Annotated in this window: 14 protein-coding genes; all 14 read right to left on the reverse strand. The window is 56.0% G+C overall.

What is annotated here, in order from left to right:
• Positions 1 to 528: 528 nt before the first annotated feature.
• The 14 genes from der to RS584_RS17060 all read right to left on the reverse strand — a co-directional run bounded on the left by der (position 529) and on the right by RS584_RS17060 (position 21631).
• A complete protein-coding gene (der, locus tag RS584_RS16995) occupies positions 529 to 2001 on the reverse strand; it encodes a ribosome biogenesis GTPase Der (RefSeq protein WP_022648998.1) in 1473 nt (490 codons plus the stop codon).
• A 112-nt stretch (positions 2002 to 2113) separates the two neighbouring features.
• On the reverse strand, positions 2114 to 3292 hold the full coding sequence (bamB, locus tag RS584_RS17000) for an outer membrane protein assembly factor BamB (RefSeq protein ID WP_315748366.1): 1179 nt from the start codon (positions 3290 to 3292) through the stop codon (positions 2114 to 2116).
• A 10-nt stretch (positions 3293 to 3302) separates the two neighbouring features.
• Positions 3303 to 3923: a YfgM family protein gene (locus RS584_RS17005; protein WP_017383526.1), complete on the reverse strand. Its 621-nt coding sequence runs from the start codon at positions 3921 to 3923 to the stop codon at positions 3303 to 3305.
• Positions 3924 to 3936: 13 nt separating this feature from the next.
• Positions 3937 to 5211: a histidine--tRNA ligase gene (gene hisS, locus RS584_RS17010; protein WP_022649001.1), complete on the reverse strand. Its 1275-nt coding sequence runs from the start codon at positions 5209 to 5211 to the stop codon at positions 3937 to 3939.
• Positions 5212 to 5292: 81 nt separating this feature from the next.
• Positions 5293 to 6411 (reverse strand): flavodoxin-dependent (E)-4-hydroxy-3-methylbut-2-enyl-diphosphate synthase, encoded by a 1119-nt coding sequence (ispG, locus tag RS584_RS17015; RefSeq protein ID WP_017383528.1) that lies wholly within the window; start codon positions 6409 to 6411, stop codon positions 5293 to 5295.
• A gap of 26 nt (positions 6412 to 6437) precedes the next feature.
• On the reverse strand, positions 6438 to 7448 hold the full coding sequence (rodZ, locus tag RS584_RS17020; RefSeq protein ID WP_032649072.1) for a cytoskeleton protein RodZ: 1011 nt from the start codon (positions 7446 to 7448) through the stop codon (positions 6438 to 6440).
• A gap of 291 nt (positions 7449 to 7739) precedes the next feature.
• Complete coding sequence (locus tag RS584_RS17025) at positions 7740 to 8906, reverse strand: bifunctional tRNA (adenosine(37)-C2)-methyltransferase TrmG/ribosomal RNA large subunit methyltransferase RlmN (RefSeq protein WP_003860623.1); 1167 nt, start codon at positions 8904 to 8906, stop codon at positions 7740 to 7742.
• A 147-nt stretch (positions 8907 to 9053) separates the two neighbouring features.
• Positions 9054 to 9485: a nucleoside-diphosphate kinase gene (gene ndk, locus RS584_RS17030; protein ID WP_003860625.1), complete on the reverse strand. Its 432-nt coding sequence runs from the start codon at positions 9483 to 9485 to the stop codon at positions 9054 to 9056.
• 124 nt (positions 9486 to 9609) lie between these two features.
• Positions 9610 to 10485 carry a 4Fe-4S binding protein gene (locus RS584_RS17035; protein WP_315748367.1) on the reverse strand — a complete coding sequence of 292 codons (876 nt, stop codon included), beginning with the start codon at positions 10483 to 10485 and terminating at the stop codon, positions 9610 to 9612.
• Positions 10485 to 11264 (reverse strand): dimethyl sulfoxide reductase anchor subunit family protein, encoded by a 780-nt coding sequence (locus tag RS584_RS17040; RefSeq protein WP_032103986.1) that lies wholly within the window; start codon positions 11262 to 11264, stop codon positions 10485 to 10487. Before RS584_RS17040 ends, RS584_RS17035 begins: the two co-directional genes overlap by 1 nt.
• A complete protein-coding gene (locus RS584_RS17045; protein WP_015572168.1) occupies positions 11257 to 11886 on the reverse strand; it encodes a DMSO/selenate family reductase complex B subunit in 630 nt (209 codons plus the stop codon). The genes RS584_RS17040 and RS584_RS17045 overlap by 8 nt, the downstream gene beginning before the upstream one ends.
• On the reverse strand, positions 11883 to 14261 hold the full coding sequence (locus tag RS584_RS17050; RefSeq protein WP_315748368.1) for a DMSO/selenate family reductase complex A subunit: 2379 nt from the start codon (positions 14259 to 14261) through the stop codon (positions 11883 to 11885). The genes RS584_RS17045 and RS584_RS17050 overlap by 4 nt, the downstream gene beginning before the upstream one ends.
• A gap of 88 nt (positions 14262 to 14349) precedes the next feature.
• On the reverse strand, positions 14350 to 16677 hold the full coding sequence (gene pbpC, locus RS584_RS17055; RefSeq protein ID WP_315748369.1) for a peptidoglycan glycosyltransferase PbpC: 2328 nt from the start codon (positions 16675 to 16677) through the stop codon (positions 14350 to 14352).
• Position 16678: 1 nt separating this feature from the next.
• Positions 16679 to 21631: an alpha-2-macroglobulin gene (locus tag RS584_RS17060; protein ID WP_315748370.1), complete on the reverse strand. Its 4953-nt coding sequence runs from the start codon at positions 21629 to 21631 to the stop codon at positions 16679 to 16681.
• Positions 21632 to 21837: the final 206 nt, after the last annotated feature.

The raw sequence follows: 21837 nt of genomic DNA on the forward strand, positions 1-21837 counted from the left end.
AGGGTTTATCATTTTTACTCAGCATTTTTGGTTCATATCGAATAATAGAATATTTTCCTGACAATAAATAATTACGGTGAATATTGATGTGTGATTTCCAGCGGTATTTGAATTACGCTTTACGCTATTAATGATTGCGGCGTACCACTGCCGCTGCGTGCCTCCACCGCTTCTTTCGTTATAACCACGAAATAAAAATAGCTCCTGTTTTAACGGGCTAACTTAAATTAAGGGATTTTTTTCTGCCTGATTGCCATCGGAACATATTCATTTACAAGCACGTTGAATTAGCAGCGGCCCCATTTGGCGATGAGTTAGCGATGGCATAACTTACCGGCCATCTCGCAGCACAATAGTACCGGCCCCTGACCGTCAGCCAAGGCGTGCAGTTCATTCCATACATGCCGGACATCCAACTCCCGAAACCATCGAAGATGGCCGCGATTCGTTATGCTATCTCAGACAAAAAAAACCCGCATGGTTAGCGGGTTTCGGTAATGCATCAAACTTGGTGCGGCCTGATGAAAGTTATTTGCTTTTCTTAATGTGCTTAATCAAACGCTTACGCTTACGCATCTGGTTCGGCGTCAGGGTGTTGCGTTTATTCGCAAACGGGTTTTCCCCTTCCTTGAACTGAATACGGATAGGCGTACCCATCACGTCCAGCGACTTGCGGAAGTAGTTCATCAGGTAGCGTTTGTAGGAGTCCGGCAGATCCTTCACCTGGTTACCGTGGATCACTACGATAGGCGGGTTATACCCTCCGGCGTGAGCATATTTCAGCTTCACGCGACGACCGCGCACCAGCGGCGGTTGGTGGTCTTCAGCAGCCATGTTCATGATACGGGTCAGCATCGCCGTGCTCTGACGGCGGGTAGAGCTGTCATAGGCTTCACGAACGGATTCGAACAGGTTGCCAACACCACTCCCGTGCAGGGCAGAGATGAAGTGAACGCGGGCAAAGTCGATAAAGCCCAGACGGAAGTCCAGCGTCTCTTTCACCTGCTCGCGCACTTCATTGCTCAAACCGTCCCACTTGTTGACGACGATAACCAGTGAGCGCCCACTATTGAGGATAAAGCCGAGCAGAGAGAGGTCCTGATCGGAGATACCTTCACGTGCGTCGATGACCAGCAGCACCACGTTGGCGTCTTCAATCGCCTGAAGGGTTTTGATCACCGAGAATTTTTCCACCACATCGGTGATTTTCCCGCGCTTACGCACCCCTGCGGTGTCGATAAGTACGTACTCACGTTCATCGCGCTGCATTGGAATGTAAATGCTGTCACGCGTTGTGCCTGGCATGTCGTAAACCACCACGCGCTCTTCACCGAGAATACGGTTAGTAAGCGTAGACTTACCTACGTTTGGGCGACCCACGATAGCCAGCTTGATAGGCAGATCCTGCGGGTTGAAGTCGTCTTCCGGCTCTTCCTCGCCTTCCTCTCCGGCTTCAAACTGCGCCCAGTATTCAGCGTCCTCGTCCACCTCTTCCGGCGGGTTCACTTCATCTACCCACGGCAGCAGAACGGTTTCCAGCAGGCTGGTAACGCCACGACCATGCGAGGCCGCGATAGGATAAATATCGCCCAGGCCTAAAGACCAGAAATCCGCAACAGCCTGATCGGCATCGATGCCGTCAGTTTTGTTCGCCACCAGGAAGGTTGGCTTTTCGCGTGAACGCAGATGTTTAGCGATAGCAGAATCCGCGGGCATCAGGCCAGCGCGAGCATCCACCATAAACAGAACCACATCCGCTTCTTCGATAGCCAGCAGAGATTGCTCTGCCATGCGGGTTTCTACGCCGTCTTCCGTACCGTCAATACCCCCGGTATCGATACAGATGAACTCGCGTCCTTCCACCTCTGCACGACCGTACTTACGGTCACGCGTCAGCCCCGGGAAATCCGCAACCAGCGCATCACGGGTGCGTGTTAAACGGTTAAAAAGAGTGGATTTTCCAACGTTAGGGCGCCCGACAAGCGCGACCACAGGTACCATGTTTGAAGCCTCATAAAATTCAAAATAACGTCGCTTTCGCAGCGTTTTTAAAAATGTCAAAACGGCTCCTGAGTGAACAGGAGCCGTTTAGTATACTACAACCGCTGTGTAATTAACGCGTGATCGCGTACAGCGTGCCGTCTTTTGCCTGAATCAGCAGTTTGCCGTCAGCCACAACGGGCTCCGTCAGGAAGCCTGAGCTATCCACTTTCTGCTGTGCCACGAAGCGACCATTCTCTGGATCGATCCAGTGCATATAGCCTTCGCTGTCGCCCACCACCAGGCTGCCGTTATACAGTGCCGGTGCGGTCAGCAGACGGTACAGCAGATCGCTCTGCGTCCACAGCGTCACGCCACCTTCGGTGCTCAGCGCCAGCAGACGGTCGTTCTGATCCACCATATAAATACGGTTGCCGTCGACGATGAAATCGTTCACGGAACCCAGCTCACGTTTCCACATGATCTGGCCGCTACGCAGGTCCAGCGCCGTCAGGTTGCCGTTGTATGCCAGCGCGTAAACCACACCGTCGACGATAACTGGCGTGGTGTCCACGTCACTCAGACGGTCAATTTCAGTTGAACCGGTCGCCTGGGAAATACGCTGCTGCCAGATCATCTGGCCCTGCTGCATCAGTACCGCGCTGACACGGCCGTTGTCACCACCCACAATGGCGGCGCCAAAGGCGGTCGCCGGAGCAGATTCGCCACGCAGAGACAGCGCTGGCATATCCAGGTTAACCGTCCATTTTACCAGACCATCGGCTTCGTTCAGCGCCTGCAACTGGCCGTTGCTGGTATGGATCAGCACCAGGCCGTCGCTGACAACCGGACGCGACAAGGACTCACCGGCAACGGTGGTCTGCCATGCAACCGAACCGTCGCTGGCATTCAGCGCGTAAACCTGCGCTTTTTCGCTGCCCACATACACGTGACCGCCGGCAACGGTCAGGCCGCCAGAAAGCAGTGCAGGTTTACGGGAGAACCAGCCGTCTTTTTCCGCCAGGTTAATGGACCACACTTCTTTTCCGTCATCAGCGTTCAGCGCTTTAACGGTGCCTTTGCGATCGGCCGCATAGACAACGCCGTCAGCAAATGCCGGGTGCAGGTTGGAATAAAAATCGCCAATACCATCACCCACGGAGGTGTCCCAGGCGGTGGATGGGGTGAACTGGTTTTCAACCGTCGGCAGCGGGGACATTTTAACAACGTCTTCTTCGCCACTGAACAGTGAACAACCACTCAATAACGTAACAGAAAGCAGTCCTGGCAGAAGTAATTTACGCAATTGCATTGGGTCCCTCTCAGACGGACAAATTATTTATTTTCATCTGCATCATTTCGCTCAGCGCAGGTGAAGCTTTACTATCCACGCCAGCTTGCCACGCTTTACGCGCGCCCGCTTTATCACCTTTACTCAGCAGTGCTTCACCGCGAAGATCGGCAACAATAGCGGCAAAGCCTTCGCCTTTGATGGTATCAAGCGTTTTCAGCGCGTCGTCGGCTTTTTTCTGCTGAACCTGGATACGCGCCAGACGCAGATTGATCACCGCTTTCAGATTTTCGTCACTGGCAGCAGCAAGCCCCTGAGACAGTTGCGCAGCGGCTTTGTCCAGTTCGTTTTTATCAACATACTGCTGAGCCACTTCCAGCGCAGCCAGCGCGCCGTAGGTGTTTTTGTTGTCAGCGGCAAATTTCTCCGCAGCCGTCAACGTTTGCGGCTGATCGGCACGGATTGCGCTAACGGTATTTTCGTAGTTCAGGGACGAACCGCGAGCAGAGTCAGCCTGATGATTGTTCCAGTAACGCCAGCCTACCAGCGCACCAACACCTAAAATAACCCCTACAACCAGTGCCTTGCCGTTTTCAGCAAAGAAGCGCTTAACCGCATCAACCTGGTCGTGTTCGTTCTCGTAAATTTCCACGCAGTCCTTCTCCTTAGCCCAATAGAGTGCGCAAGTGCGCCGCAACGCCATCCTGCGTTACCGTAGTTTGCTCACCAGAGCGCAGGTCTTTGACTACCACTTCGCCGTTGGCCACTTCGGACTCACCCAGCACCAGTGCGATACTTGCGCCCCACTTATCGGCACGAGCAAACTGTTTTTTAAAGTTGCCGCCGCCGTGGTTGGTCATCAGCTTAACGTCCGGCAGCGCATCGCGCACGCGTTCGGCAAGCTGCATCGCCGCAGACTGCGTATCCGCACCTGAGGCCACCAGGTATATATCGACAACAGGATCGGCTTTAAATTCCGGATTAACTGCCTGAACCAGCAAAACAAGTCGCTCAAGGCCCATCGCGAAGCCTACAGCCGGTGCTGCACGACCACCCAGTTGCTCGACGAGTCCGTCATAACGACCGCCGGCACAGACGGTGCCCTGCGAACCGAGGCTGGTGGTGACCCACTCAAATACGGTGCGGTTATAGTAGTCCAGACCGCGCACCAGACGCTGGTTAACGGTATAAGCAATGCCCGCCGCTTCAAGCAGCTTGCACAGGCCGGCAAAGTGTTCGCGGGAATCCTCATCCAGGTAGTCACCCAGCGCTGGCGCATCGTTCAGCAGCGCCTGTACGTCAGGATTTTTGGAATCGAGTACGCGCAGCGGGTTGCTGTACATACGACGTTTACAGTCTTCGTCGAGCTTCTCTTTGTGCTGTTCCAGGAACGCCACCAGCGCATCACGATAGTTCGCACGCGCTTCCAGAGAACCGATAGAGTTCAGCTCCAGGGAAACGTGCTCAGAAATACCGAGCGCACGCCACCAGCGGGCAGTAAGCATAATCAGTTCAGCATCGATATCTGGTCCTTGCAGACCAAACACCTCCACGCCAAGCTGGTTGAACTGACGGTAGCGGCCTTTTTGCGGACGTTCGTGGCGGAACATCGGGCCGATATACCACAGGCGCTGCTCCTGATTGTACAGGAGACCATGTTCGATGCCGGCGCGTACGCAACCCGCCGTCCCCTCAGGACGCAGGGTCAGGCTGTCGCCGTTGCGGTCCTCAAAGGTGTACATCTCTTTTTCAACCACGTCGGTTACTTCGCCGATCGCGCGTTTGAATAACGGGGTCTGCTCTACAATCGGCAAACGGATTTCGCTGTAACCGTAGCTGCCGAGCACCTGTTTCAGTGTGCCTTCAATGCGCTGCCAGATGGCGGTTTCGCCAGGCAGATAATCGTTCATGCCGCGGATGGCTTGAATGTTTTTTGCCACGTTTATTCTCTTTCTATATACAAAAAAGAACCCAAAGAATGGGTTCAATCATACATGGGAAGCAGCCTGCTTCCCATCACGTTATTTTTCAACCTGCTGAACGCTGATGCGCTTCGCTTCGTCCATCATCGTCGCTTTCGCGCGAATCCGGGCTTCGAGCTGGTCGATCATATCACTATTATCCAGACGATCTTTACGAACGCCATCTTCATAGAGACCACTTTTCTTGTTACCTCCTGTCACGCCCAGCGTGGACACCAGCGCTTCACCCGGACCGTTCACCACGCAGCCGATGATGGAAACGTCCATTGGGGTGATGATGTCTTCCAGGCGCTGCTCCAGAGCATTCACGGTGCCGATAACGTCAAACTCCTGACGTGAACAGGTTGGGCAGGCAATGAAGTTGATCCCACGCGCGCGGATACGCAGTGATTTCAGGATGTCGAAACCGACTTTGATCTCTTCCACCGGATCGGCGGCCAGGGAGACGCGTAACGTGTCGCCGATGCCTTCAGAGAGCAGCAGGCCGAGACCAATCGCCGATTTTACCGAACCGCTGCGCAGACCGCCCGCCTCGGTGATCCCAAGGTGGAGCGGCTGATCGATCTGTTTTGCCAGCAGACGATACGATTCAACGGCCAGGAAGACGTCAGACGCTTTCACGCTCACTTTAAACTGATCGAAGTTAAGGCGATCCAGATGATCGACGTGACGCATTGCGGATTCGAGCAGCGCCTGCGGCGTCGGCTCACCGTACTTTTCCTGGAGATCTTTTTCCAGAGAGCCAGCGTTCACGCCGATACGGATTGGAATGTTTTTGTCGCGGGCGCAGTCAACCACCATGCGAATGCGCTCTTCGTTGCCGATGTTGCCTGGGTTAATACGCAGGCAATCGACACCATATTCAGCGACTTTCAGCGCGATACGGTAATCGAAGTGAATATCGGCAACCAGCGGAACGCTCACCTGCTGCTTGATCAGTTTGAACGCCTCGGCGGCATCCATGGTCGGTACAGAGACGCGAACAATGTCTGCGCCGACGCGTTCTAATGCTTTGATTTGATTGACCGTCGCTTCTACATCCGTAGTACGCGTATTGGTCATCGACTGGACGGCGATAGGCGCCCCATCGCCGACTGGCACGTTCCCAACGTAAATCCTTTTCGATTTTCTACGTTGAATAGGAGCCTGGTTATGCATGTAAAATCTCCCGCATTGCCCGTCTGTTACTGTGCTGCTGATTGTTCGGCATTAACGGTAAGACGCGCAACCTGGTTAGTTCTGATAAAACGGCTCAGATCGACAGGTTTTCCTTGATACTGGATCTGTACCGCTGCCGGTGCGCCGATTTTAAGCTTGTAAGGTGCCTGGCCCGTTAGATTTAACGTGCCATCTTTACGTTGCAGGCCGCTGAACAGCTTTTTACCTGTCGCGTCAGTCACTTCCAGCCAGCAATCCGCCGTGAAATTCATCACCAGCGCATTCGGGTCAACGGCAGGTGCCGCCGTACCCGCCGGGTCAGTTGGCAGTGACGCCGCGGTGTTATCTGCCGGTGCCGTTGCCGCAGGGGCGGTATCAACATTGGCCTGTGAAGGTGATACGACCGCGTTCTGATCCTGGGCCTGGGTGGCTGGCGCGGTATTCGCCGTCGCTTCTGGCGTCGTCGCTGGCTCGGTTGCAGGCGTGCTGCTTGCTGCCGCTTGAGGTTCGCTGGAGGTCGCAGCTCCTTCGGTGCTCAGCGGCACGCTTTGCGCGCCGTTATTACCAGACTGATTGAGCTCAGCGGAGGACTGATCGGCCATGGTGGTGATCTCTTCCTGCTGCGCTTTGTGGTTTTGCCACCACCATGCGCCCGTCAGGCCGACAACCACGAACAGGACCAGCCAGGTAAAGCTCATCAGCCAGCCATCGCGTTTTTTACGACGTTTACCCAGAGAGAAGCTCTGCATCGGCGCAACTTTTGCCGCACGCACAGGCGCCTGCTTCTCCATCATCGGCAGTAATTCGTCTTCAGGGATATGAACCAGTTTGGCGTAAGAACGGATATAACCGCGCAGAAATGTTGAAGCCAGATCGGCGGGTGCCTTATCTTCTTCAATATCGCGAACGGTGGAAACCTTCAGGCACAGGCGTTCTGCAACGGCTTGCTGGCTGAGTCCGAGTTGTTCACGGGCGTTGCGAAGACGAACGCCAGTGGAGAGTGCTGCATTTTGATCGTGAGTGGCTTCAGTATTCATTCGCTACAACTACTGGTACGTGAAAATAAGGGTTCAGGTGCCGGTGAGTCACAATGCCACCCGCACCGCGAAACTTTAGGTCAGTTAACCTGGAACAAACAGTATAAGACTGTCGGGCCGCAGATGACAGCGCTGGCAGGCCTTCACGCTAAACTGTTGTTACGTCGTTACATACTGCCCGAAAGTCGTATGAAACGCACCGTAATTATTAATCAGTCATAAGGATTGTGACTGAATATTCAGTAAATTAATGCTTCACGGCGCAAAAAACGCGCCGTGTCTGCATAATAATCAAACGGTTTTGACCGCGATTGACTCACCCTGCATGCGCTTACGCAGCGTACGTTTGGTACGGTCAATAACGTCACCCGCCAGCTGACCACAGGCTGCGTCGATATCATCGCCACGCGTTTTACGAACGATGGTGGTGAAACCATACTCCATCAGCACTTTTGAGAAGCGATCGATACGGCTGTTCGAGCTACGGCCATACGGCGCGCCCGGGAACGGGTTCCATGGGATCAGGTTGATCTTACATGGCGTATCTTTCAGCAGTTCAGCCAGCTCATGTGCATGTTCGGTACCGTCGTTAACATGATCCAGCATCACGTATTCAATGGTCACGCGGCCCTGGTTCGCGTTGGATTTCTCCAGGTAACGGCGCACGCCAGCCAGGAAGGTTTCGATATTGTACTTTTTGTTGATCGGCACAATTTCGTCACGGATGGCGTCGTTTGGCGCGTGAAGGGAGATGGCCAGCGCAACGTCAATCATGTCGCCCAGTTTGTCCAGCGCAGGCACAACGCCGGAAGTAGAGAGCGTAACGCGGCGCTTGGACAGACCAAAACCGAAATCGTCGAGCATAATTTCCATCGCCGGAACGACGTTGGTCAGGTTGAGCAGCGGTTCACCCATCCCCATCATCACCACGTTGGTGATTGGACGTGTACCGGTGACTTTCGCCGCGCCCACGATTTTCGCGGCACGCCAGACCTGGCCGATGATTTCCGACACGCGCAGGTTACGGTTAAAGCCCTGCTGCGCCGTAGAGCAGAATTTGCACTCCAGCGCACAGCCCACCTGAGAAGAGACGCACAGCGTGGCGCGATCGTCCTCCGGGATATACACGGTTTCAACGCGCTGATCGCCAACGGCAATGGCCCACTTGATGGTGCCATCTGAAGAGCGCTGCTCTTCCACCACTTCCGGTGCGCGGATTTCCGCCACTTCTTTAAGCTTATTGCGCAGCACTTTGTTGATGTCCGTCATGTCATCAAAGTTGTCGCTGCAATAGTGGTACATCCATTTCATGACCTGATCGGCACGAAACGGCTTCTCGCCCATCTCTTTAAAGAACTCGCGCATCTGCTGACGGTTCAGGTCCAGCAGGTTAATTTTTCCATTTTTATTGGGAACCGCAGGAATGGCGACTTCGGAGGTATTCACTAATTCAGACATAATTTTTTCCGGCCTCGTTGTTACACGTTGTGGCCCTTGGTGGGTTGAAAAGAAACGCCCCGGTAAGCAGTCTGCTCGTCCGGGGCGTTGCATTGTACAAAGTCTGGCGCAGGGATGCCACGTTTGCACGCGGCATTTACGAAATTATTAGCGAGTGCGCGGGCACACTTCGCCTTCAGCGAAGAAGAACGCGATTTCGCGCGCAGCAGATTCAACAGAGTCGGAACCGTGGGTGCCGTTCTCGGTGAAGCTGTCTGCGTAGTCGGCGCGCAGAGTACCTGCCAGCGCGTTGTCCGGGTTGGTTGCACCCAGCAGATCGCGGTGACGCTGTACCGCGTTTTCACCTTCCAGTACGGATACCACGATTGGGCCAGAGGTCATGAACTCGACCAGACCATCAAAGAATGGGCGACCTTCGTGCTCAGCGTAGAAACCGCGAGCCTGCTCAACGGTCAGGTGCAGCATTTTGGTGCCAACGATCTTAAACCCTGCTGATTCAAAGCGAGCGAAGATGCTGCCAATAACGTTTTTTGCCACCGCGTTTGGTTTGATGATGGAAAAAGTACGTTCAATAGCCATTGATAACCTCTGTAAAATGTTCTGTTGTTTTTGCATACCTGAGTATGGTGTGGCGCGGATTATAAAGAGCAATAGCGCCATTGCCTATGGTTATGCATAACATTTTTTTAAAATGAGACGAAGATTAGCAACAGCTCGTATTTCGCATACCGTGTTGATGATGAAAACAGAGCGGACACTGCTTTTCATCAGACGTAAATGACCAGAAATGACGGTGGCACGTCAGGCAAACGGCTTCATATGCCGGTATGGTCACGCTTTTCGTTGTTCCTTCTGTTTGCGTCACGTTTACCGCCGCATGCTGGCATACTGCTTCGCAGCCGCCGCACCCCGTACAGCGTCCGGTTTCCACGATCAGTTCAGCGTTCTCAAACCGAATCGCGTTTTCCGTACAACTTCGCCAGCACGCGCCGCACAGTATGCAGGATTTGGCATCGAGAGTTATCTCTGCCTCGCTAAACGCAGAAAACGCCCTGCGCAGTTCACGCTGACCGGGCACGACGCTACAGGCCCGGACATCCTCACGGGGAACGTGCATCAGCGCACGCCGGGCGGTATTAACCTCGTTGACGGGTATATGTTTAAACGCCCACGCCGCTTCACCGCGTCGACGAAGCGCCAGATTCAGCCGGGCAATCGCCAGCAACCAGTCAGGATTCTGCTCCGCGTCGATACTGATAAAACGAACGTGGTGCTGCGCGTGCCACAGCAGAAGCTCATTCACCCCTGGCGCACGGTCAGTAAACGGCCCAACAAGCGTATCGCCACACAGAAAGCGTTTTCGCGGCGTGATGCCGGTGATGGCCTCAGCGGGGCAGACGAACAGGCAGTCACCGCATTCAATACAGCGGCTGTCATCAACCGAGACGCCTGAGTCGGTAATAGAAAAAGTCTGCACAGGACAGACGTCCGCGCAGGTGAGGCAGGAGGCGTGGCGAAAACGGCGACGGACGCACGCATGCGTCACGTCCATCGCCGGGACAAAGGTCAATCCGCCCATCAGCCAATACTGAAGAAAACGAAGCGCAGCATCAGCTCACCGACAATCAGCAACGCGCTTCCCAGCAGCATGGGAGATCGCGCCGCTTTCAGACCGCCCGCAGCAAAGCACAGCATACCCGCAACGGATACGCACCAGCTCAGCAGATGCACGGTTCGCAGTTGCTCCAGCATCTGTAGCGGTGCGTGAGGGAACGTCACCACGGTGTTGTCCATAGCCGTAATATCTGCCAGCCAGACGGGCTGCATCACCAGACGCACAAGCACCAGCAGCGTGATAATGACAACCGCCGCACGCACGGTAGTCTGGGAACGCGTCCCAACGGCCATGCAGGCTGAACCGATAATCCCCACCGAACCGAAAAACAGCACCAGCGTGTTAACGTGCTGCCATGTCACCACGGATGCGTGCATGTAGATCTGCGCCATGCAGAACACATCGACTAAACCAACCAGACCTGCCACAACCAACAGTGGCTTCCAGCCTGGCTTTTTGACAAACATCAGCAGCGTTGCGAAGCCAAGTGCCGCAAGATAAAGACTGGCAAAGATAATCTCACGACTCAGCCAGGAGCTGGATACGTGGCGCAGCGCGTTAAGAGCATTAAGCGGATAGCCCATGTGCAGCGCGGAGGCGAGCAGCCCCAGGCTCGCCAGCACAAACGCTCCGGCTGCCGGCAGCAGCGCGCTGCGCTGCGTGCTTCCGAACGCCAGCCACAGCGTAACGCCAACCGATCCTTGCAGGAACAGCGTAAAAATCAGCAGCGGTAACTCATGCATGACGTTTCCCCTCTTTCTCTGCGCCCTGATGCGCTTTGATCACCAGGTTTGGTTTGGTGATGGAGGAATCAGGCAAGCCTTTCACATCACAGACCGCACCATACTTCGCCCGCAGTTCATCAATCGGCCCGAATTTAATCGCTTCGAGTGGACAGGTTGCCACACAGACGGGCTGCTCTCCCTTCGCCTGGAGATCCACGCAGAAATCACATTTGGACATCTGCCCGGTCTGCTCGTTGAGCTGTGGCGCGCCGTAAGGGCAAGACCATGCGCAGTAGCCGCAGCCGACGCACTTATCAGTATCAACGCGCACAATGCCGTCCCCCGGACGCTTATGCATCGCGGTGGTTGGACAGTTTTTGGTGCAGACAGGGTCTGCGCAGTGGTTACAGGAAATAGAGAGCGTGTAGGCAAAAACGTTGTTGCTGACGCCGCCCTGCCCGGTCGGGATAAAACTCCCGCCGTTGACTTCATAAACGCGACGGAAACGACGTCCGACCTCAAGGTTGTTTTTATCTTTGCACGCCACCTGGCATGCCTTGCAGCCCGAGCAGCGAGAAGAGTCGATATAAAAACCCAGCTGTTTGTCGCTCACCGGTGCGTAATGTTTAAACTGACTCATGCTTTAGCTACCTCCACCAGCATGGTTTGATGGGAATTCCCTTTCGCAAGCGCGGTAATACGGGCGGAACTGAGCACGTTCGCGCAGCCGCCTTTATCGATACCCTGCGCGTCCGGCTGCCACCAGGCGCCTGCCTGCATGGCCACCACGCCTGGAATGATGCGCGGCGTGACCTCCGCCGGGATCTCACAAATGCCGCGCGCGTTATGAATACGCACGGTATCCCCCTGCGCAATGCCGCGCTTTTGCGCATCCTGCGGGTTGATCCACAGCTTTTGCTGCTGCGCCTCAATTAACCACGGGTTGGCGTACTGGGTGGAGTTAGCGCGGTTTTTCCCTTTCCAGGTGATCAGCTGGAGCGGGAAGGTTTTCGCCAGCTCGTCTTCCGGCCCTTCATGGGCAGGCACGTAGTGCGACAGCGCCGGAATTTCCGGGTGCTGCATGTCGTACAGACGCTTCGAGAAGATCTCAATTTTACCGGACGGCGTCGGGAACGGATGATTCTGCGGATCGCGAATGTTGTCTTCAAAGGCAACGTACGGCGCGCTTTTGAAAAGATGCTGACGCGTCTTCTGTAGCGTCGCGAAGTCCGGCAGGTTTTCATCCGGCATGGACAGCCGCGTCTGCTCCCAGATGTGCTCAATCCACGCTTTTTCGTCACGGCCCTCGCTGAACGCTGGCTCGACGCCAAGCTTAGCAGCGACCTCCCGCAGCCAGTCGTAGTCTGAACGGCGTTCAAATTCAGGTTCAATCAGCTTTTCTGACAGGATCAGATAGCTTGCCGTGCCCCAGGTTTCGCCGATATTCCAGCGTTCCATGAAGCTGGTTTCCGGCAAAAGCAGGTCGGCGTATCTGGCGCTCGGCGTCATAAACAGATCGCTTGCGACGATAAACTCGATTTTCGACTCGTCTTCCAGGACACGGGTTGCCTGATGAAGGTCCGGGTTCTGGTTAGCCAGATAATTGCCCGCCAGCGAGAACAGGATGCGGATATTGCTGTCCAGCTTCTCAGCGTCTTTCAGGCCATCTTCCGCGGTTACCTTAGAAGCATCATCCGCGGCCTGCACCCAGTTCATGACCGAAATTTTGGCGTTGACCGGGTTCTCCGGCATCTCTGGCCCGGCCGCAAATTTGCGGTTTGCGCAGCCGCCATAGCCTGCTGCCCAGCCGCCTTTCACCCCGACGTTACCCGTTAGCGTGGCCAGTATTGTCGAGCCGCGCGCGGTGCGCTCGCCGCAGTTATGACGCTGCGGTCCCCAGCCCTGAATCAGCGCGGCGGGCTTGGTGGTTGCGTAGTCGCGCGCCAGCTGACGAATAGTTTGTGCAGGCACGTGGGTGATTTTCTCTGCCCACTCAGGCGTTTTCGCCACGCCATCCTTTGCACCGCTCAGGTAAGCCATCAGGGATTCATTGGCCGGAACGCCCTCTGGCATGGCGTCTTCGTCAAAGCCCAGGGTGTAGCGTTGAATAAAGTCGCGATCGTGCAGATTCTCCGTGACGATCACATACATCATCGCGTCCATCAGGGCGTTGTCTGTTGTGGGAAGCAGCGGGATCCACTGATCGGCAAGGGAGGAAACCGTATCGGAATAGCGTGGGTCGACAACAATGAAGCGCGTGCCGTTTTGCTTCATCTTCTGGTAGAAGTGGTTGCTGTGCCCGAAGATGGTTTCCGTCGGGTTATGCCCCCAGAGAATGACCAGTTTGGTGTCCAGTAGCGTGTCCAGAGAGCTGCCGCTGGCGGCGGTGCCATAGGTATACGGCGTTGCCGCCGCCGTGTTACCCATACTGACCGAGTGATAGCTTTCGAGATAGCCGCCGGTTAAGTTGAGCAGACGACGAACCATTTTATCGCCAGAAAAGGTCCCGCCGGACACCGCGGTGCCCACATGAACATAGCGTGACGCAGCACCGTATTTTTGCGTAATAGTTTTTAATTGATTCGCAATGAGGGTGGTGGCTTCATCCCAGGTAATACGCTCGAATTTTCCTTCGCCACGTTTACCTACGCGTTTCATTGGATATTTCAGTCGATCGGGGTGATAAACAAATTTCCGATAAGCCCGACCACGAACGCAGGCGCGCATTACTGGCATCTGCGGATCCAGCGCGTTATCCGGACGCGTTGAAATTCGGGTCACAACGCCATCACTGACGTGAGCACGAATATCACACTTCCCGCCGCAGTCAAACGTACTACAGGTTTGCACCACTTTTTCTTCAGGCGTAGCGTCTGATACCGCCGTGCCCTGTGCCTGTACTTTGCCGGTTTTGACGACAAACGGCAGGGCGGCGAGCGCTGACCCTGCCTGAATAAACTGACGCCGGGATATGGCGGGAATAAACCCCACTCCCTGATGTTTATTTTTTTTCATTGCTCGTTCCTTCAAATAAAAACGCATTCTCGTTTTTTTTCAGGAACGAATATTGATAATTATCAAGCTAACTCTTGAGGGGTAATACTTAGCGATCTAATTCAAAATTCACTGTCGCCGTTTGTCCTGTTTCATCTAATACAATTAATTGATATTTACCCGGCAAATATAATTGCAGTGAATAATTCTTCTGATGCCCGTCCAGCGGTTCGCCATTCAAAAACCACCATCGTTGTCCCTCCCCGCCGCTGGTTGAAACGTTGAGGGTCATATTTTTCTCACCCGGAAGACGTTTAATTACCGCCCCTTCTCTGACGCCTGACAACATCATCGGCGCCGCATTATGATTATCCAGCGGAGGGCAAATAGCTGAACGGGCGGGAAGACGAGCAGCCCGTTTTTCAGCAGCAGGCAGCCAGGGCTCCAGCGGTAGCGGCCAGACATCCAGCACTTTCTCTGTCGCATCAGGACAATCCGCCGCAACGCGTTTGCCTTCTTTATCCAGCCAGACCGGGAAACGGATCCCGCGAATACCTTCCTGTTCCGGCAGCAACAGCGTAGGCGGTTCACTGCCTTCCAGCAGCCAGGTTGACAGCCGACGCCGACAGTTTTCGCTCCCTTCAGGCAGGGACTGGCCCCCCGGCCAGCAAATCACGCCCCGTCCTACGCTTGCAGGACGCGGATCGCGCGGCAGGCGCGCTTCATCCACCATCGAGCGGGACTGAAGCATGTTATTGACCTGATTCAGGAGCGGTACCGCGCTGGCGAAACCAAACTGCCCGGCAACGGGCGTGCCGTCCGGGCGTCCGGTCCAGATTCCAATGACATACCGGGCATTCAGGCCGATGGCCCAGGCATCCCGGTAGCCATAGCTGGTGCCCGTTTTCCACGCCAGCGGCGCAACCTGGGGCAGCGCACTGTCCGGCAGGGGCTGTGCTTCATTAGCGAGAATGCGTCGAATGATCCACGCCGCCCCCTGCGACAGCAGCGGACGTTCGATCAGCGGATCGCCCGGCTGTAAACGCAGCCGGCCCGCCTTACCCTGACGCGCAAAGGCGCTATAGGCGGCAGCGATATCAGCCAGGCGTGCGCCTGCGCCCCCCAGGATCAGAGAGAGGTTGGGCTGTGCCCCCGCAGGCAGAATGAGCGGTAATCCCGCGTTGCTCAGCATTCCGGCAAAACGTTTTGGGCCGTACGCTTCCAGAACCTGCACCGCAGGCAGGTTGAGGGAACGCACCAGGGCTTCGCTCATACTGACTGGCCCATGGAAGCCGCTGTCAAAGTTGCCGGGACGATAATCCCCCGTTTTTCTTGGCACATCCTGTAATAACGAAGCGGGATGGATCAGACCATCGTCCAGCGCCATGCCATAGATGAATGGCTTGAGGACCGATCCCGGCGATCGGATCGCATTGACCATATCCACGTGGCTGAAACGGCTGTCATCATTGATATCTACCGAGCCTACCCAGCCACGCACTTTCATGGATGTATGATCCACGACGATCATCGCCAGTGAACTGCGGGCAGGCAGGCGTGATTTCCAGTTCATTGCCAGCTCTTCAAGCTGTCGTTGCAAAGCTGCATCCTGCGTGGTGACTATTTTTGTGTCACGACTTTTACTCAGCATCATGCGGGAAAAGAGCGGCGCCAGCTGCGGCATCTGCCGGGGAGCCAGCCAGACCGGCTCTTCACGGGACTCTGTGACCTGCTTCTCTGACCAGACGCCCTGAGTCAGCATTCGGTCGAGCACTTTGTTCCGCGCCGCTTCGGCACGTTCCGGCCAGCGATCCGGGCGCAGACGGCTGGGTGCCTGCGGCAGCACTGCCAGCAGCGCCGCGTCGGAATAGCTCAGCTGAGACGGCGGCTTTCCCAGGTAAGTCCAGCTTGCCGCGCCCACGCCCTGCAACGTGCCGCCAAACGGGGCACGGTTAAGATACAGCGTCAGGATTTCACGCTTGGAGAGATGCCACTCCAGCTGCATCGCCCGCCACAGCTGACGAATTTTACCGCCAAAGGTACGCGGATGCGGATCCAGCAGGCGCGCCACCTGCATGGTAAGCGTGCTCCCGCCGGAAACCACTCTCCCGGAGGTGAGATCCTGCCAGGCGGCACGCAGTACAGAAAGCGGATTGACGCCAGGGTGATCCCAGAACCAGCGATCTTCATACTGGATCAGCGCCTCAAGATAGCGTGGGGAAACCTCTTCAATGGTAACCGGATAGCGCCAGATGCCTTCGCTGTCGGCAAAACGCCACAGCGGAACACCCTGCTCATCCACCACCACTCGCGCTGGGTTGACCTCTTTCAGGGGCAACGGCCACACGCGGTCAGCGACGACAATCAGCCCCCCTGAAACGAGAAGCGCTCCCGCCAGCCACAGCCAGCGGGAGCGAATCAGGCGTGCTATCCGCATCTTACGGAACAACGATCAGCGGGCCACTGGCCGCCCCCGTTGCCCGCCACTGCGGAACGTACATGGACTCGACCATCGGAACAGGCACCTGGTAGGTTCCCGGCGTAACGGCACGGGCCAGGTAAACCAGCGTGACCGGCTGACCTTCATTGACCGGCACCGCGGCCACAAAGCGATCGTCGCGGAATTCCATGTGCTGAATATCAGACTGTTGCATCTGATTCAGCAGGTTTTGCACTTCACTGCCGCTGTCCTGCAAGCTGGCGCTGCTGCTCGCCAGATTCTGGTTTTCCAGCTCCAGACCTGCCGGGAGCAGATCCACCACCAGCGCATCCGGCACGTTCTGGCTGGCCTTCACCTCCAGCCACACCAGAACCAGCTCACCGCTCTTCAGAGAAGAGAGCGACTTGCTGCTGCCGTCTGTCGCCAGGATATGACGTTCAATCTGCAAGACATTAGAGGATGGCTGAGGCGCGTACTCCGGATAGCCAGTCGTGTCCAGTCGTACCCACAGCGGCGTAGTGCCGTTATTCGTCACCTGCAACGCACCAAGCTGGTCGCCGTTCAGGTTTTCTACCTGCGCTTTATCACTGCTCTGGGTCTGTTCAGAGAGGCTGGTCGTTGCCGTCCACGCGCCTGACAAGGTTTGCAGTGAACGTCCGGCCATGAATAGCGCATTGCTCTCCTGGGTAGACAGCCAGCGCTGGCTGAACGCGTCTTCAGATAACGCGTTCAGCAGCCTGTTTTGCGCATCCGGCAGCAGCTTGTACTCTTCCAGCAGGGAGAGCATCAGGGCATTATCACGCAGCTGGCTGCCGTAATCCGCCATCCAGTTTCGGCTGTCGTTACGGGGAGTTTTGAGAGCCAGATCCAGCGCCTGCTGGCTGCGCGGTGCATCCCCCATCAGTTTGAGTGCCATGCCCAGCTGCATCAACGGAAGCCCGGAAGCAGCCTGAGCGTGGCGCTCCCAGATTTCACGCAGCGCACCGAGCGGCGCTTTTTGCTGACGAGCCAGCACCAGCGAAGCGTACGCCTGAACAGCAAATTTGCTGGCCTGGGTGTCGTCGCTGTAGCGGATGGACATCATCCCCGGATCCTGTAAATAGCGCAACAGTCGGCTGTTGGCGTTATTCACTGCCTCGGCAGGCACGCTGTAACCCTGCTCCCCTGCCCGCACCAGGAAGTCCGTGACATAGGCGGTCAGCCAGTACTCTTCCGGGCCGTTTTTATCCCACAAGGCAAAACCGCCATCGTCACGCTGCATTTGCAGCAGACGGGAGATCCCGATATCAATGGCCGCACGGCGTTTATCGTCGGTATCGCCTTTAATACCCAGTGCCTTAAGTTGTGCCGCGTTGGTGTAAAGCGACGGGAACAGGCCGCTGGTGGTCTGCTCAAGACATCCGTATGGATAGGCCTGAAGTTCACGAATGTAGCGCGCCAGATTTAAAGGTGGTTTACCGCTGAGCAACAGCTGCCCCTGTAGCGTGGCAGGCGAGAAACCGTTGATATGCTGTGCTGGTGCACTCCAGGATTCGCCAGGGTTCAGCATCGTGCCCGTATTCACCGTTTGCGCCGGGAATGCGGGACGCACGCCAATTTTCCAGCTTTTCTGCTGCGGCGCAAACGTCTCACCAGGGAGCTGAAGCCCCGTCACCTGAGCAGTCACTTCACCATCACCATAGCCTTCCAGGGCGCGCACCGGAATAAACAGGGTGCTACGTGCGCCAGGCGGCAGCTTAACCGGCTCTGGCTGAGCGCCTTCGAGCGACAACTTACCGGTTGCGGTTAACGCAATGTTCAGCGTTTGCGGCTGGTCCGTCAGGTTAGTCAGGTCCAGCGTCAGGCGAGAGGTATCGCCACTTGCGAGGAATCGCGGCGTGTTAAGCTCGGTGATAATCGGAGCCGCCACAATGATTTTGCTTTCGCTGCTGCCGAAATCGTCTTCCGTCCAGGCCTGCGCCATCAGACGCAGTTCGCCGTTGAAATCGCCAATCGGCAGCGTGATGGTGCCTTCGCCGTTGGCATCAAGCGTAACCGGCTGCGCCTGCTGGGCAATTATGGTGACATGGTTCACCGGTGGCTTACCGCCGCGTTTCAGTTCATCGCCGTCTCCGCCAAAGCGCAGTGCGGCCAGACGTCCCTGACCTTCAATCACCTGGCCGTAAACATCATAGATGTCCGCGCCATAGCGCTTCTGACCGAAGAAAGCTTCCCACGGATCCGGCGTGACGTAGTCGGTAATGTTCAGCACGCCGCTATCGACAGCCGAGACCAGCACGTTCACCTTCTGTGGCACAGCCCCCTCTTTTACGCTGGCTTTCACTTTCACAGAAAGCGTCTGGTTCGGACGCATTTTTTGCGGGTTATCCAGTGCGATGGCCAGGCGACGATTTTCGTCCCCCATTGGCAGATGCAGCAGGCCAACCGCCCGTTTTGGCGTGGCGGATTTGGATTTATCGCCAGGACGAACCACCAGCGTGCTGAGGTAGAGATCGTGACGTTTCCAGTCCTTGTCCACCGGAATGGCGAGATCCAGACCGTTTGCTGGCACGTCGATCTCTTTCCACCACAGCGGTCCTTCGCTGGATTCAATCATTGCATAGCCCTTGCCTGCGGCCGGCGCTGCAATATGCAGGTTGATGGTATCGCCTGGCTGATAGGATGGCTTGTCCAGTTTCAGCGTCACACGATCCGGGCGAGCAGCGCCCGTGCCATCGCTGTTATCCTGCCAGCTGTACCCCGCCCAGAAGCGCACGCTGCTGACCATGTCATCAGGGGCTTTCACTTCCAGACGGTATGAGCCCCACTCCACCGGGAAGGTGACTTTACCGGTTTCATCGGCCTTGAGGTTTAGCTCCTGCTCGCCCTCAACCAGATCTTTTTGATCAAACTGAGACTGCCAGCCCTCACTCTCGGACCAGTTCCAGAAGTAGTCGCGACGCTCACGGATCAGACGCACCTGCAAACCAGATACCGCTTTTTTCGTCCCGCTGGCATCGGCATAGACGATGTCAAAGCTGGCGTTGCCGTTTTCATCGACAATCGGCTGATTGACGGTGGTATCGGTACGGTAGTCGTAAACGGCCTTGCTGGCGAACTGTGGGCGGATCCCCGGAAGTTCAGCCGCAGGCCAGATAGCCTGCTCGGCGCGTCGCGTTACCGGACGCCCACCTGATTCCAGCAGGCTGGCCTGCAAAATCAGTTGCAGCGGCGAGTGCGCCTCTTTCCACTGGCTTTCGGTGGTAACCTGCCCACGCCCCTGTTCGTCCAGCGTAAGCTGCACTTCATCCAGGCTGCGGCTCAGGTTCTCCTCGGCAATATCACCGAACTGGAAGCCAGGCAGCGCAGGCACCGCGTCACGTAGCGGACGCAGGAAAAGCTGGCCTTGCAGAGAATTGCCGTTAGCCGGCGCGCCATACAGGTAATAGCCAGCAACGTTAAAGTCGACATTATCCTGCGGGGAAACCGGCGTTTTTTGCCCGGTCAGATTCAGCGCCATACGCTCAGGCATAAAATCTTCGACGTGGAAATCCCACATGCGCTGCTGGTTATCGCCCGTATTAGCGCGAATATGCCACATGCCGGTCTGGGCGCCGCTATCGAGCGGATAGTTGAAGCGATAAAGGCCTTTCTCAGGTTGCACAACGACCGTACGCGCCACCTGTCCGTCCGGGCGCAGCACGTCAAGTTTTACCGGTTGATCGGGAAGCGGTTTGCCATCGCTGTCGCGAAGCAGGCCGTTCAGGATCACCGTTTCACCCGGACGATAAAGATCGCGCGGGCCAAACATAAAGAATTGTTTGCGGTAACCCGGGTTACCGGCGATATCAAACTCCGCCAGATCCAGCGCCGGAAGTTTGAGATCAAGAAGCGTGGTCTGTCCATCCTTACTGGCCAGGATCAGCGCGGCTTCTTTATCGGTTTCCAGTTTCGCATGACCATCGGCGTCGCTGTTCGCCTCGGCCAGGGTCTGCCCTTTATCGTTCAGAAGGGTAATGGCCACACCTGACTGCGCCGCACCGTTTTCAAGACTCTGGGTGAAGATGTCCAGGCGGTTATGATAACGGTGAGCGGACAGCCCAATATCACTTAAGGTAAAGAGCGTCGCGGCGTTACTGTAGTTATAGTGACCAGCCTGATTCATCACGGCGATATAGACGCCAGACTGCTGGAGCGGCTTAATATCTTTGAGCGGCAGGAGCAGTTTTTCACGCGTATTGCGCGCCGGGTTGAGGTCGAAACGGCCGGTGTAGACCAGTTCCGCCATCTTCAGCAGGTTGTCAGATTCCCAGTTGGTCAGCGAGTTACGGTACTCCCACTGGCTGACAAACGAGGCCAGCGACTCCGGCTTCACGCGATAGAAGTTCACGTCCACATTGTTGACGTTGAGCGCCATCACCGGCAACCCTTCCACCACCTTACCCGGCAGCAGCGATCCGCGGCTGGCGAATCCGACCATCGGTTCAACATCCCGGGTGGTGATCGCTTTTTCATAGTCGATGCCGAATGTCGCTTTGTTCAGCGCCAGCAAATTACGTTCGACGGTGACGACCAGATTACGATTCGGCTCCAGATGGCGCAGGCGCAGCTCTTTCAGATTGGGGGCCAGTTCCCAGGCGCCGTCCACTTTGCCGCTTTTTTTATCCACCACATGCACCGTTTTCGCAAAATCCTGGCTGGGATCCAGCGGTACAGAGAAGGTCAGAACCAGCGTCGCAGCGCCGTCGAGTTGCACTTCAGAGGCATCCAGCAGCGTCAACGCCTTGCCCTGACTCTGCGCGGCCAGCTTAGCCAGCTTTTCAGGATCCGGTTTTGCCGGGGTTTTCTGTTCTGATGCAGTAGACGCTGCGGGGGCAGCGGCCTGAGGTTTGTCGTCGCTGTTATCACAGCCGACAAGCGTAAAGGTGGTGAGCAGCGCGAGAGAGATCGCAGCTAAGCGAAACGGTTTCATCCTGTGTCCCTGGCCTGAGGGGCCTGTTGGTCATCGTCCGGATAAGTATTATCCGCAAGTTTCGTTAATACAAAAAGTCCAATTTTATAATCTGGAAATCACCTCGCAGAATGGCATCACGCAGCCAAACCGTGATGGAACGGCGATCACAGCGCATAACGTAACATGTTACCTTTCGCGTCATTTGTTTTTAAAACAAGAAGATA

This window comes from Enterobacter sp. DTU_2021_1002640_1_SI_PRY_ASU_LCPMC_013, from assembly GCF_032389435.1.
GTDB classification, from domain to species: domain Bacteria; phylum Pseudomonadota; class Gammaproteobacteria; order Enterobacterales; family Enterobacteriaceae; genus Enterobacter; species Enterobacter hormaechei_C.